Origin of the sequence: Mediterraneibacter sp. 210702-DFI.5.30, assembly GCF_020560115.1 — a bacterium.
GTDB lineage: Bacteria > Bacillota > Clostridia > Lachnospirales > Lachnospiraceae > Mediterraneibacter > Mediterraneibacter faecis.
Map to the genome: position 1 here is coordinate 15,063 of NZ_JAJCME010000016.1, position 14,773 is coordinate 29,835.

Below are 14,773 nucleotides of genomic sequence, written 5' to 3' on the forward strand. Positions count from 1 at the left end.
ATGAGTGAGAGAGAATTAATCTGTATCGGATGCCCGATGGGATGTCCGATCGTTGTAAAAATGGAAGATGGAAAAGTTGTATCCGTTACAGGAAATACGTGTCCACGTGGAGAGGCGTATGCAAGAAAGGAAGTAACTGATCCAACGCGTATTGTAACGACTACAGTTCGTGTCGCAGACGGAAAAGTACCAATGATCAATGTGAAGACAGAGCATGACATTCCAAAAGATAAGATTTTTGACTGTATCGCAGCACTTCGCGGCGTAACGATCAAAGCTCCGGTTCACATTGGAGATATTGTGTTGGAAAATGTGGCAGGTACAGGTGTAAATATCGTAGCTGCCGGAAATGTGGATGCAGTACACTAGACGATTGTGAAGGAGATATAGTATAATTTATGAAACAGATGCCAGATACAAGTACTGTTGTTCACAGTTTCTGTGTCTGGCATTCATTTGATCTTGGCGGAACAAAGGAGAATTGAAATGAATTATAAATTTCTGGATGCGTTGGAGGTATCCCCTGTGATTGCAGCGGTAAAAGATGATGAAGGAGTAGATGCCTGTCTGAAAAGTGAAAGCCAGGTTGTATTTATTTTATATGGAGACATCTGTACAATTCCGGAGATTGTTTCTAAAGTAAAAGCAGCAGGAAAACTGGCGGTAGTACATCTAGACTTGATCCATGGGCTGGCATCGAAGAACATTGCTGCAGATTTTATCAAAAAATATACAGAAGCGGATGGTGTAATTTCCACAAAACCGACGATCATTCATCGAGCGAAGGAACTTGGAATGCTCACGGTATTGCGCGTATTTTTGATTGATTCTATGGCTTATGAAAATGTGAAAACACAGGTAATGGCAGCAAAGCCGGATGTGGTAGAGGTTCTTCCGGGAATGATGCCGAAGGTGATCGGAAAGATCTGTAAAGATCTTCCGGTACCTGTGATCGCCGGAGGAATGATCCGGGAGAAGGAAGATGTAATGGCACTTCTTAAGGCAGGAGTAACCAGTGTATCGTCTACGAATCCGGGAATTTGGTTTGAATAAGCTTTTATTTTTTCATCTTCTTTAATTTCAGCCACCCGGCATGAAGCATGTATACAACTGCAGGAATTAAGGAGAGCAGTTGTGTGTATGTATAATCTGTTGCCAGAGATACAGGTGAAAGCACAACATGGAATGCAAGGAAGAGGAAAGCTCCGGAGGTAATCAGATTACAAAGGAGATACTTCCAGCCGAAGATTCCTAAAGCAGAGGCTGTCAGGAGTGCCACCAGCGATATCGTATCAAGTGAAACCGGCAAATGAATAAAATCATACTTTGCAGAAAAAAGTGTTAGGATCGCGTAAAGGAAAAGAAGCAGGTTCAATAATCCCATGATCTTGAACAATAAACTGTAAAAAGGTGTGACCGGGCAATCCGGCCACAATTCTACATCCAGTTTTTCAGCAAGTTCAATCGCGGAGCGGGTGAATGTTGTGTTTGTCATTACGATGACCTTGTCACAGTCATAAAAATTTGCACCGGCATAAGCTTCCTGGACTGCTTTGTTACCAACGGGATACGTGTAATACTTACACTGTATCCCGTATTTTTTTCTGTGTTTATAGGCAATGATGTCAACGCCTTGATCCCCAGAACTTTTAGTAACTTCTATTTTTGAAAAATGTTTTCTTTTTAGTATGATCGCACACTGTTCTTCGAACTGATATCCATCCATGTGTTGCTGCTTCTCCTATATGCTGTCTGAAATCATTTACGTAAGAAGAATGCCGGGAGCATTCTTCTTACGTAATCAGGTAGAAATAGAATAGCATATTTCAGGGAAAAGAACAAGTGTTCTTTTTTACGTTCCGTCCTTCAGTACATTGTGATCACGCAGTACCTTTTCAATCACATTTCCTTTTACGAGTTTCAGAAGAGGTTTCTTCAGTGCGTTCAGCGGTCCAGGCAGCTGGATCTCGAGTGGAGATTTTCCGTCCATAAGTTTTACAGAGCTGTCGAGAAGCTCGCGGATATCATAAACACTTCCCCATACTTCAGGCACACCACGGTCTACTTTGAGAAGTCCATAAACAGCTTCCATAGCAGTACGTACAGAATACTCTGTTGTGAAAACAGTATCTCTTGGAGTTTCAGCAAACTGTCCGAGGAAAGCGAAGTTGACACATCCATCCGGGATAACATCCGGGCGGTCACCTTTTGCACGTGGCATGAAGAATGCTGTGATGTAAGGCATCATTGTCGGTACACAGATTGCACTGTTTTCTGCCAGATCCATGATCTGATCTTCCGGAACACCAAGGTGATAGAGCCATTCTGCTGTGATTTCTTTTCCGGTACAGTCTTTCATAGGCTTCTTGATATAGTCACCAGGTACATCAGTAAATAATCCATAAACCCAGACACATACCTTATCTTTATCCTGGTCTTTGAACTGTCCCTGACGATTGATCGTCCAGCTTAACAGCCAGCTGGAATCCTGGCAGCTGACGATACCGCCGGTTACAACATTTCCGGTGCGAGGGTCACGTTTGCAAATGTCTGTGATATAAGGAATGATCTTGTCATCCAGAGTTGTAACTGTTGCAGATTCCCAGTTTGTCTTGGCAATGTCGGAACAGAATTTTTCCGGATGTCCGAAGGATGGATCCTGACGGGCAATGTTTTTCCAAAGGTTCCATACACCGCTTGTACGGACTTCGGCATCCCCGTTTGGTGCATGGTTCTGATCTCCGTAAATGGTTCCCTCTGTACAGCTTCCGTTTGTGACAAATACGAGGTCATTTTCTGTCAGGACGATACCTCTTTCCTGTCCGTTTACTTTACATTCAATTGCAGATGCAATCTTTTTGTCTCCTTCGAATTTGAATACAACATTTGTGACTTCTGTATTGAACTGGAAGTCCACACCGGCATCTTCGAGGTATCTCTGCATCGGAAGAATGAGGGATTCATACTGATTATATTTGGTGAATTTCAATGCACTGAAATCAGGCAGTCCGGCAATATGGTGGATAAATCTCTGGAAATATAATTTCATTTCCAAAGCACTGTGCCAGTTTTCAAATGCAAACATTGTTCTCCAATAGAGCCAAAAAGTAGAATCAAATACTTCTTCGTCAAAAACATCTTCGATGGTTTTATCGTAGAGATCTTCGTCTTTTGTCATGAAGAGTTTCATGATTTCCATACAGCCCTTCTGACTGAGGTTGAATTTTCCGTCTGTATGTGCGTCTTTGCCACGATTTACAGTTGCACGGCAAAGGGAATAGTTCGGGTCATGCTTATTGAGCCAGTAATATTCATCAAGTACAGAAACACCAGGTGTCTCGATGGATGGAATGCTGCGGAAGAGATCCCACAGACATTCGAAATGATTTTCCATCTCACGTCCACCGCGCATTACGTAACCTCGGGAAGTATCATAGATTCCATCACATGCACCACCGGCAATATCCATTGCTTCTAAAATGTGGATCTGGCATCCAGGCATCTGTGCATCACGGACAAGGAAACATGCCGCTGCCAGAGAGGCAAGTCCGCTTCCTACGATGTAAGCATTTTTCTGATCTACACCTTCCGGTTTCTCCGGATGTGCAAATGCTTCGTAGTTTCCGTTGGAATAATAGATGCCTTTGCTGTTGCGGTCATATTTTCCGCGCTCAGTGTTACGATAGTTATCTGGAACGGAAGAATCAGCAACAGTACTCTTCTTAAAAATAGAATTACCGGATTCTGAATTACCAGATTCTTTTTTTGCCTTCTGTGCGAGATAAATTGCAGTTCCTGTGCCTGCTGCTACTGCAGAGATTACACCAAGTTTAGATTTCTTATTTGACATAATAAAACCACCTTTCTGAAAAAACGGATTCATGTCTCGTTTTGAGATCATCTCATCATAATTACTCTAAATAACGAGATATGAAGTATAGTTGTTATAGCTATAGTATGGACATTTTTGAAGATTTTCAATTTACAAAAAGAGGCAAGTGATAAAAAACTTATCATTTGCCCTTTTTTGTAAAGTGTTATAGTTGGGGGATTTTGTCCTCAACATTTATTCCAGTGATAATTATAGGAAATATTATATATGGAGATTATGAATTTTCTTTTTTGGGAAGTGCTGCGAAATTTTCAATTGAATGCATAAGGCTTCCGTGGATGGTAATACTGATCTTATGTGCCAGATCGACATAATCATCTTTCATTCCCTGTTTGATCCAGTCGAGCATAAGACCGACAAAGCTGTATTTATAAAAATCGGCAATAAAACGCCGGTCTTCTTCAGAAATACTGGTGCCTTCTGCTTTTTCCTCTACAACATTCATCAGTAAATCGGAAGTCAGATGAAAAAGGAAACTTTCAATCTGATCCCGGCTGATGCAGCGGTAAGCATTTAATATAAATGGCTTATTTTCATACACAGCATCAAAAATCTGTACCAGTCCTTCAGACCAGGTGTCGTAAGTTTTTTTGCCGGCAAGAGCGCGGGTTGCATCTTCCAGGCAGGACCATTCAACCAGATCATAAATATCTTTAAAGTGATAGTAGAAAGCCATACGGCTGATGCCGCAGTCTTCGGTTAAATCGCGGATGGTTATCTTATCGAGCGGCTTTTGAAGCATTAATTTTTTCAGAGATTCTTCCAATATTTGTTTTGTCTGGTTTATCATAGAGGGTCCCTCCGTTTGTTACGAAAATTAAGTGTGACTATAATTTATAGTATCACATTTTCCAAAACAGATAGCAAGTATTACACCATTTTTAAAAATCCTCTGGTGATGTATTTTAATTATGGGAAAACAAAGGAGATTCTGTTATAATCTTTAAATAAAGTAAAAGTAAGGTTATAAAGATATGAAAGAAAAGAAAATCACACGGATTCTACGTATTTTCATGATGCTTCTTACCTGTATCCTGATCGCATTATTCTTTGGAATTATGATATTGGTCAGCGATATGCAAGGAACGGCTCGTGTAGTGAATTATGCCGGACTTGTGCGTGGAAAGACGCAGCAGATCATCAAACTGGAAAATGCACAGAAACCACAGGATGAAATGATCAGGGAAGTGGATGCGTATATTGATGGGTTACGTTATGGCAGCGATGAACTGAACCTTGTCCGTCTGGATGATAAAGCATTTCAGGATAAGATGAAAGTGCAGGAACAATTTTTTGAACAACTAAAGGAAGAAATCTATAAGGCTCGAGAAGAAGGATATGAGAATACACAGATTATAAATAAAAGTGAAACATTTTTTACAATCTGTGATGAGACAACAGGGCTTGCGGAAAGTTATTCGCAGAAGCTGGCATCTTCCTTAAATCGTTTGGAGAAAATCGTTGTCGTGGATATTATTGGAATTGTGTGTCTGTTGGGATATGAGCTTTTCAAGGCATTGCGGTACGCGGCACAAAACCGTGTGCTTCGTCAGAAGGTTTATCTGGATGAGGCAACAGGACTTCCGAATAAGAATAAGTGCGAGGAGATTCTGGCATCTGAAGAGCCGCTTACGGGCAGTGAATCAACAGCGGTAATGGTGTTTGATTTAAATAATCTGAGAATCATTAATGACCGGCAGGGACATGAAAGAGGCGATCAATATATCAGATCATTTGCAGAACAACTGCGGGCAGCACTTCCGGAGAAATATTTTGTCGGAAGAGACGGTGGAGACGAGTTTATTGCAGTGTTAAAGCAGGTGGATCATGAGCAGGTGAAAGACTGTCTGCAGATGATACGGGAACAGACGGAGCGTTATTCAAAGAATCATCCGGATATGCCACTTAGCTATGCAGTGGGATATGCATTGTCTACAGATTTTCCGGGAAGTAATATGAAAGACCTGTTCCGATATGCGGATAAGAACATGTATGTAGACAAGAATCGGGCGAAGATGAAAGAAGCAGCTGACAAGCGGAGACTTAGGAGTCGGCTGTTACAATCTGTAAAAGAAAAAGGATTTCATTTTACAGATTGTCTGTACTGTGATGCGATTGTGGATCAGTATGTTGTTCTTCGTGCAAGTTCAGAATTTTTCCTTGCAGATGATGGTAGTTATTCTGGTGCAGTAGAGCAGATTATACAGGAGCTGGCGGAGGAAGAGAAACGCAGGGAACTTTGGGAGAAACTTCAGCTGTCGGAAATCCGGGAAACACTGACAGAGGAACATCAGGTAGAGGAATATTCTTATTGTCACAAAGATGGTGACAGAGTTTTGCGTGGCCGGATCACACTTTTACTGCCTGACTTTGCTGAAAATGAAAATCTGCATCATTTTCTTGTTGGGTTTGATGTTTATCAGGACAGGGACAGATTGATCGTAAATGAGAAAAAGCAACTGACACAGTTCTATGAACAGCTGACGCAGTCCATTTTGGAAAACGGAAACTATATAGAAGCATTGATGGATACAGCAGAAATAATCCAAAGTGTTAATCTGACACAGAATTTATTAGAAAAGATATTTTGGCAAGACAGGGAAAACAGGCAGATTCCAGACATAAAACTTCCATGTCCTTATGATACGTATTGTAAGACTTATCAACGGTTCGTGACAAAAGAGACGAGAGAAAATTATCGTATCACAGAAAATCCGGCACAGCTGATCGAACGTTTTAAAGCAGGCGAAAAGCAGGTGACTGTGGAATATCAGGTAGAGCAAAGTGATGGAAGCAGATGCTGGTGGCAGGAGACAGTCCTGATGTCACAGGAGATGGTTTATGAAAGTAAGACTAAGCAGACAAGTACGGTGATCGGTGCAATTATTTTGTTCAAGGATATTTCAGAGTTCCATGAGCAGGAAGACAGAGAAAGAGAACGTCTGCAGGTTGCATACGAAAAAGCGGATCTCGAGAGCCGTGCGAAGACAGAATTCATGAATCGGATGAGTCATGATATCCGTACACCGATCAATGGTATTCTCGGAATGATCCAGATGATCCGTAAGAACTATAAGGATCAGGAAAAGATAGAAGAGTGTGTTGATAAAATCGATCTGTCTGTCCAACATCTGAGTGAACTGGTCAATGATGTACTTGATATGAGTAAAATAGAGTCAGGATATTTAGAGTTGCAGAATGATACGTTTGATCTGAATACGTTGATGGATCAGGTAGAAGTTGTGGTCAGTGCACAGGTAGAGGCAATGGAAATCAGCTATGAGAGCCATCGGGAAAAGGTGAATCATACGATGCTGAGCGGAGATACGCTGCAGATCAGAAGAATTATGCTGAATCTGTTCAGTAATGCAATCAAATATAATAAGCGTGGAGGAAGGATAGACACTTATGTAAAAGAACTTTCTTTTGATGGAATGTGTGCGGCATTCGAATTTCGTATTACGGATACAGGTGTCGGGATGAGCAGGGAATATATAAAAGAAGAATTGTTTAAGCCTTTTACACAGGAAATAAATGATGCAAGAACGCAGTATAAAGGAACGGGGCTGGGAATGTCAATTGTAAAAGGACTGGTCGAAAAGATGGGTGGAACAATTCGGGTGAGCAGTACGCCCGGCGTTGGAACGGAGTTCCGTTTTTATTTGAGTTTTCCAGTAGTTCAGCCGGAAAAGGAAAGCCAGAATGAAGAATGTGTGCAGAGAACAAAACAGGATCTGAAAGAGGATAAACCGCTCAGAGGATATCATATTCTTCTTGCCGAAGATAATGAGATCAATATGGAGATTGCAGAGTTTTATCTGGAAGAAGCTGGTGCACAGGTAACAAAGGCATGGAATGGACGGGAAGCTGCAGAACTATTTAAACAGTCGGGGCTAAGAGAATATGATGCTGTTCTTATGGATATCATGATGCCGGAGTTGGATGGAAAAGAGGCATCACGAAAGATCCGCTCTATGGCAGACCAAAGGGAAGATGCAGCCGAGATTCCGATTTTGGCAATGACAGCACAGGCGTCTACCGAAAGTATACATCAGTGTAAGTCAGCCGGAATGAATGAGTGTATCTTTAAACCTGTGAACGCAAAAGAACTGATCAGATTACTTCAGGATATAGTTGCAAAAATATAAATTGAGAGGGAAGGAAAATGCACGAATTAGGTGTTGTCTTTTATGTTGTAAAAGATGTAAAGAAGGTTGCGGAGGAAAATCATGTGGAGAAGGTTTCTGCCGTGACACTGGAGATTGGGGAAGTGTCAGGAATACTACATGATTATCTGACGGATTGCTGGAATTGGGCGAAGAAGAAAGAACCGCTTATGGAAGAAGCCGAACTGAAAATCGAGCAGATAGAAGCAGTAACATTTTGTGAAGAATGCCAGAAAGAATATCCAACGGTAGAACACGGGAAAATCTGTCCGTACTGTGGAAGTGAAAATACCTATCTGCTTCGTGGGAATGAATTTTTAATAAAAGAGATAGAAGTATCGGACTGAAAAATCAGCGTCTTACCTATTGTCAACCGCTTTGATAGATGATACAATACGAGAGACTTAAAAGAATCACAGGTGTTGCTGATCGCAGCAGCCCGTAAACATTTCTTACAGTTTCTAGTAATACACGAGTTAAGCGAGGAAAAGAATTATGCGTCAGATTATCTATGATAAAGTGAAATACATTGCAGACAAATACAAAGGATACATTGATACGGAAGATTTGATGAAGGAAGGACTTACAAATCGTCAGATCGGTCTGTTGACAGCAGAAGGAAAGCTTGAGAAGGTAGCACATGGACATTATTGGATCATTAGTCCGGAGTTTTCCAAACCGGAAGATTATAAGGCAGTGGAAGTGGCACGAGTAAATAGAAAAGCGGTAATCTGCGCAGACAGTGCATGCTATTACATGGGTCTGATCGATAAAGAGCCGGAGATTCTTTCAATTGCAACAAGAAGAAGTGACCGTCACAAGATGAAGATGAATTTTGAAGTCAGCAGACATTACTTCTCAGAGCAGGCTTTTGAGGATGAAAAGCATGTGTTTGATACAAAGTACGGTTCTTACAATGTATATGGAATTGACAGAAGCGTGTGCGACTGCATCCGTTTCCGTGAAGACATTGATAAAGATATCTTTGAACTTGTTATTGAGAACTACAGAAAGTACGATAAGAAGAATGAAGAACGTCTCATGGCATATGCAAAAGCAATGCGTATCGGAAGACAGGTAGAGAGAATCGGATTGGATAGATAGTCTATAATAATGATATAAGAGAGTCTGTCATTTTGACAGGCTCTCTTTAATTAAAATAAGAGAAAGGAAAGAGCACATTATGAAGACATTACTTGCATATCTGAAAGATTATAAAAAAGAATCCATACTTGCTCCGTTGTTTAAGATGCTGGAAGCATCTTTTGAGCTGTTTGTTCCGTTGGTAATGGCGGCAATTATTGACGTGGGAATTGCAAATCAGGATAAGCCATATATTGTGAAAATGTGTTTTGTACTGATCGCGCTAGGAATCATCGGACTTGTCTGTTCCATTACAGCACAGTATTTTGCAGCAAAGGCAGCAACAGGAGTCGGAACGGGAATAAGACATGGATTATTTGAACATATCCAGAAATTTACATTTACGGAAATGGACCAATTAGGAACATCTACATTGATCACACGAATGACAAGTGATATCAATCAGATCCAGTCAGGTGTGAATCTTGTTTTACGATTGTTCCTGCGTTCGCCGTTCATTGTATTTGGTGCAATGATCATGGCATTTACAGTAGATGTGAAAGCAGCACTTGTATTTGTTGTGACGATTCCGCTTCTTTCACTTATTGTGTTTGGAATCATGCTTGTGACGATGCCGATGTATAAGAAAGTGCAGGCAGATCTTGATCAGGTACTTCTTGCAACGAGGGAAAATCTGACAGGAGCAAGAGTTATTCGTGCATTCAATAAAGAAGAGGATGAGACGAAGCGGTTTGAAAATGCGAATCAAATTCTTACAGATGCACAGAAATATGTGGGACGCATTTCCGGAATGATGAATCCGCTGACATATATTATTGTAAACGGAGCAATCATAGCATTGATCTATGTCGGTGCAGTCCGTGTTGATATCGGAGATCTGACCCAGGGACAGGTTGTGGCACTTATTAATTATATGTCACAGATTCTTGTTGAACTTGTGAAGTTAGCGAACTTGATCATTTCCGTGACGAAGGCAGCAGCATGTATGAACCGTGTGGAGAGTGTGCTTGCTGTGAAACCAGATATGAATGAGGGAGATGTAAGATGGAAGAGCAATTTTTCCGAAACAGATTGGGATTTGAAAAATAAAATTCCGGTCGTAGAATTCTCTCACGTATCTTTGACCTATAAAGGAACTTCAGATACATCCTTATCTGATATAAATTTCTGTGCCAAGAAAGGACAGACGATAGGAATCATCGGGGGAACAGGTTCAGGAAAATCGTCTCTTGTGAATCTGATTCCGAGATTTTATGATGCAACAGACGGTACAGTGAAGATCAATGGACGTGATATCAAAGAATATCAGACAGAGAACCTAAGAGAACATATCGGTGTTGTTCTTCAGAAAGCAGTGCTTTTCAAAGGGAGTATTGCGGACAATCTCCGCTGGGGAAAGGAAGATGCAACAGAGCAGGAAATGTATGAAGCATTGGACATTTCTCAGGCAAGAGAATTTGTTGATACGAAACAAGGTGGATTAGAATTTCAGATTGAACAGGGGGGAAGAAACCTTTCCGGAGGTCAGAAACAGAGAATGACGATTGCGCGTGCACTGGTTCGGAAACCGGAGATCCTGATTCTTGATGACAGTGCATCAGCGTTGGATTTTGCTACAGATGCGGCACTTCGCAAGTCGATCAAAGAGATGAAAAACCAGCCGACCGTATTTATCGTATCTCAGAGAGCAGCATCTATTCAGCATGCAGACCAGATCATTGTGTTGGATGATGGAGCAATGGCAGGAATCGGAACACATGAAGAACTGTTGAAGGATTGTCCAATCTATCAGGAAATCTATTATTCACAATTTCCAAAGGAGGCGGTAATCAATGGCTGATAAAAGAAAGACAAATAGTGAGAAAAAACAGAAAAGTCAGGCGGCAACATTGAAAGAAGTAATCTGCCGACTTGGAAGATACAGAATTTTTCTCGTATTTTCAATTCTGCTTGCGACTGTGTCCGTTGCGCTTACATTATATATTCCAAAGCTGACAGGACATGCAGTTGATTATGTGATCGGAAAAGGCAAAGTGAATTTTCCGGGAGTAATTCAGGTGATGATTCAGATTGGTGTGTGCACACTGATCACGGCATTGGCACAGTGGCTGATGAATGTGTGTAATAACAAGATGACCTATCAGATGGTTCAGGATATCAGAAATGAAGCATTTGATAAAATAGAGCAGCTACCGTTGAAATATATTGATGGACATCCGTATGGTGAAGTTGTAAGCCGTGTAATTGCGGATGTTGACCAGTTTTCAGATGGACTACTGATGGGATTTACACAGCTTTTTACCGGTATTGCAACGATTATCGGAACATTTTGTTTTATGTTATCCGTAAATGTATCGATTACATTTGTTGTGGTTCTTATCACACCGGTATCATTCTTTGTAGCAAATTTTATTGCAAAGAGAACATTTCGTATGTTCCGCCTGCAATCTGAAATACGTGGAGAGCAGACAGGATTGATTGATGAAATGATCGGAAACCAGAAAGTGGTTCAGGCATTTGGGCGCGGAGAAGATGTAACAGAGCGTTTCGACGAAGTGAATAAAAGATTGCAGGAGGCATCCTTGCGGGCAACATTTTTCTCATCCATCACGAACCCGGCGACAAGATTTGTCAACAGTCTGGTTTACACAGGAGTTGGAATTACCGGAGCATTTGCAGTTGTACGCAGTGCAATGAGCGTAGGACAATTGTCCAGTTTCTTGAGCTATGCAAATCAGTACACAAAGCCATTTAATGAGATTTCCGGAGTTGTGACAGAATTTCAGAATGCGATTGCATGTGCGCAGAGAGTATTTACATTGATTGATGAAGAACCGCAGATACCGGAACCGGAACATGCAGTTCATCTGACGGATATTGATGGAAATGTGAAAGTAGAGGATGTTTCATTCTCTTATCTGCCAGGTCAGCATCTGATTGAAGATTTTAATCTGGAAGTAAAGCCAGGACAGCGTATTGCGATTGTCGGACCGACCGGATGTGGAAAGACAACCTTGATCAATCTGCTGATGCGTTTCTATGATGTGAATGCAGGAAGTATTAAAGTAGAAGATATAGATATTCGCGAAATGACAAGAAAAAGTCTGCGTGCAGGGTACGGAATGGTGCTTCAGGAGACCTGGTTAAAAACGGGTACAATCCGTGAAAATATTGCTATGGGAAGACCGGATGCAACGGAAGAAGAGATTGTCGAGGCAGCGAAAGCTTCTCATATCCATAATTATATCCGTCGTCTGCCAAAAGGATATGATACATGGATCACAGAAGATGGTGGCGGGCTTTCACAGGGACAGAAGCAGCTGCTTTGTATTGCAAGAGTTATGTTATGCAGACCACCGATGTTGATTCTGGATGAAGCAACATCATCCATCGATACAAGAACGGAGATCAAGATTCAGCAGGCATTTGCAAAACTGATGGAAGGAAGAACAACTTTCATTGTTGCACACCGTCTGTCAACCATCCGTGAGGCTGATGTGATTCTCGTAATGAAAGATGGAAAAATCATTGAACAGGGGAATCATGAAGTACTGATGAAGAAGGAAGGTTTCTATCATCATCTGTATGAGAGCCAGTTTTCAATGTAGGATAAGGTATGATGCGAGATAGTGAGATACGTTGCAGGTCGCATGAAATGTAAATAGTAACGAAATGAAAAAGGAAGGCTATCAACTACGATAACAGTATAAATCGTAGTTGATAGCCTTCTTCTTTTCGTTTCAATAAATTATATTTATGGTAGAAGGAATGTATACATTACTATAAAGTGACAGATGCTTCCGCCCATTACGAACAGATGAAAGATTTCATGGCTTCCGAAATTCTTATGCTTGCTGTTGAAAATCGGGAGCTTCAGTGCGTAGATGACACCGCCAACTGTATAGATGATACCACCGGCTAAAAGCCATCCGAAAGCAGCAGCTGACAGATTATCAAGGATTGTAGAAAATGCAAGCACGCAAGTCCATCCCATGCCAATGTATAAAACGGAAGATACCCATTTCGGACAGAATACCCAGAAGGCTTTGATAAGGATGCCGACAATCGCGAATGCCCATACAATACATAGCAGTGTGATACCTTTGCGTCCGCCGATTACTAACAGGCAGACAGGTGTGTAGCTTCCGGCAATCAGAACGGAGATCATCATGTGATCGATCTTTTTCAGAACAGTGTTTACTTTTTCTGAAATATCAAATGTATGATATGTTGTACTTGCCGCATAAAGCAAGATAAGGCTGGCTGCGTAAATTGTAAGCGATACAATATAAAGTTTGCTCGGTTCACGAGCTGCTCTGTATAGAAGTGGTATTGCAGCGATAATTGCCATGATCATTCCAATAAAATGTGTAATTGCGCTTCCAGGTTCTTTGATATAAAGTCTTTTTTCCATAAAATCTACCTCCGATACATCTATATAATAACATGTAGTTTTTAATACTACATTCAAGAGATATATATACTATAGCACATATTTATGAAAAAGCAAGAGATATTTTGAAATTAAAAGTATCTTATTCCACAAAAAACAGGATGAAAGAAATCTGTGATGGAAAGTAAAAAACAGGCCGTGATTTCACAAAATTAAAATGTGAAATCACAGCCTGTTCCAGGTTATGTTTCTAATAAGTTCAATCTGTCAATCTATTCGATTACTGTTCCGGTCTTACCATTCAGAGCATCAGAGACTTTATCAAAGGAAGTAATGTAAGCTTTGCGGCCTTCGTGTCCTTCTACGAATTCAACTGCTGCACGGAATTTTGGAAGCATGTTGTAAATTCCAAAATGTCCCTCTTCCATGTAAGTTTTTGCCTGATTAACAGTAATTGTATCCAGAGGTTCCTCATTCGGTTTGCCAAGGTTGATACATACTTTCTCAACATTTGTAAGAATGATGAGAAGATCAGCATTAATTCCTTCTGCAAGCTTTCCGGCTGCGAGGTCTTTCTCGATAACAGCACTTGCGCCACGTAAATGATTATCCTGCTCAAGTACCGGAATACCGCCGCCACCTGCTGCGATAACAATCTGATCTGCATCAAGAAGAGCTTTCACTGCGTCGAGTTCAACAATCTTGACCGGATTCGGAGCAGAGACAGCACGGCGGAAACCTTTACCTGGTTCTTCCACTACGAAGTTGCCTTTCTTACGTTCTTCATTCGCTTCCTCAGCGTTCATATAACGGCCGAGAACCTTTGTTGGTGTGTAGAAAGCATCATCATAAGGATCTACGATCACCTGAGTGAGGACTGTGCTGACTGTACGGTAGATACCGCGGTTGAGAAGCTCTTCACGGATTCCGTTCTGAAGGTCATATCCGATATATCCCTGGCTCATGGCAGTACATACAGACATTGGGGATGCTGTATATTCCGGATGGTTCTTTGCAAATTCATTCAATGCAGTGTGGATCATACCAACCTGCGGAGCATTACTGTGTGTGATAGCAACCTGATAGCCTGCTTCGATCAGATCAGCGATACATTTGGCAGTGCTTTTAACGGCTACTTTCTGTTCTGGAAGTGTAGTTCCAAGTGCACGGTGTCCCAGTGCAACAACGACTCTTTTTTTCATAATATTTCCCTTTCTT

The 14,773-nt window shown here is 41.2% G+C and carries 12 protein-coding genes; 7 read left to right on the plus strand and 5 right to left on the minus strand.

The annotated features are described in order from the left end of the window. Positions 1-369, plus strand: a complete 369-nt coding sequence (locus LI126_RS13205) for a DUF1667 domain-containing protein (protein ID WP_020437061.1) — start codon at positions 1-3, stop codon at positions 367-369. Positions 370-486: 117 nt separating this feature from the next. Then, the gene (locus LI126_RS13210) at positions 487-1,053 is read left to right on the plus strand and encodes a glycerol-3-phosphate responsive antiterminator (RefSeq protein ID WP_227165545.1); all 567 of its coding nucleotides are present in this window, start codon (positions 487-489) and stop codon (positions 1,051-1,053) included. Between the two features lie 4 nt (positions 1,054-1,057). Here the strand turns inward: LI126_RS13210 and LI126_RS13215 are convergent, their stop codons facing one another. The 3 genes from LI126_RS13215 to LI126_RS13225 form a co-directional block, all read right to left on the minus strand. Then, positions 1,058-1,726 carry a restriction endonuclease gene (locus LI126_RS13215; protein WP_227165546.1) on the minus strand — a complete coding sequence of 223 codons (669 nt, stop codon included), beginning with the start codon at positions 1,724-1,726 and terminating at the stop codon, positions 1,058-1,060. 126 nt (positions 1,727-1,852) lie between these two features. After that, on the minus strand, positions 1,853-3,850 hold the full coding sequence (locus LI126_RS13220; protein ID WP_227165547.1) for an oleate hydratase: 1,998 nt from the start codon (positions 3,848-3,850) through the stop codon (positions 1,853-1,855). 256 nt (positions 3,851-4,106) lie between these two features. Next, the gene (locus tag LI126_RS13225; protein WP_227165548.1) at positions 4,107-4,682 is read right to left on the minus strand and encodes a TetR/AcrR family transcriptional regulator; all 576 of its coding nucleotides are present in this window, start codon (positions 4,680-4,682) and stop codon (positions 4,107-4,109) included. A 184-nt stretch (positions 4,683-4,866) separates the two neighbouring features. On the opposite strand from LI126_RS13225, the gene LI126_RS13230 reads away from it, so the two are divergent. The 5 genes from LI126_RS13230 to LI126_RS13250 all read left to right on the plus strand — a co-directional run bounded on the left by LI126_RS13230 (position 4,867) and on the right by LI126_RS13250 (position 12,770). Continuing rightward, on the plus strand, positions 4,867-8,040 hold the full coding sequence (locus tag LI126_RS13230; protein WP_227165549.1) for a diguanylate cyclase domain-containing protein: 3,174 nt from the start codon (positions 4,867-4,869) through the stop codon (positions 8,038-8,040). A gap of 17 nt (positions 8,041-8,057) precedes the next feature. Then, a complete protein-coding gene (locus LI126_RS13235; RefSeq protein WP_015528022.1) occupies positions 8,058-8,405 on the plus strand; it encodes a hydrogenase maturation nickel metallochaperone HypA in 348 nt (115 codons plus the stop codon). 148 nt (positions 8,406-8,553) lie between these two features. Beyond that, a complete protein-coding gene (locus tag LI126_RS13240; RefSeq protein ID WP_015528021.1) occupies positions 8,554-9,162 on the plus strand; it encodes a type IV toxin-antitoxin system AbiEi family antitoxin domain-containing protein in 609 nt (202 codons plus the stop codon). Positions 9,163-9,241: 79 nt separating this feature from the next. Beyond that, positions 9,242-11,002: an ABC transporter ATP-binding protein gene (locus LI126_RS13245; RefSeq protein ID WP_227165550.1), complete on the plus strand. Its 1,761-nt coding sequence runs from the start codon at positions 9,242-9,244 to the stop codon at positions 11,000-11,002. Next, positions 10,995-12,770, plus strand: a complete 1,776-nt coding sequence (locus tag LI126_RS13250) for an ABC transporter ATP-binding protein (protein ID WP_227165551.1) — start codon at positions 10,995-10,997, stop codon at positions 12,768-12,770. Before LI126_RS13245 ends, LI126_RS13250 begins: the two co-directional genes overlap by 8 nt. A 146-nt stretch (positions 12,771-12,916) precedes the next feature. Here LI126_RS13250 and trhA read toward each other — a convergent pair whose 3' ends face one another. After that, positions 12,917-13,576 (minus strand): PAQR family membrane homeostasis protein TrhA, encoded by a 660-nt coding sequence (gene trhA, locus LI126_RS13255; protein WP_015528016.1) that lies wholly within the window; start codon positions 13,574-13,576, stop codon positions 12,917-12,919. A 251-nt stretch (positions 13,577-13,827) separates the two neighbouring features. Then, positions 13,828-14,757 carry a carbamate kinase gene (gene arcC / locus LI126_RS13260; RefSeq protein WP_227165552.1) on the minus strand — a complete coding sequence of 310 codons (930 nt, stop codon included), beginning with the start codon at positions 14,755-14,757 and terminating at the stop codon, positions 13,828-13,830. Between the last annotated feature and the right edge of the window lie 16 nt (positions 14,758-14,773).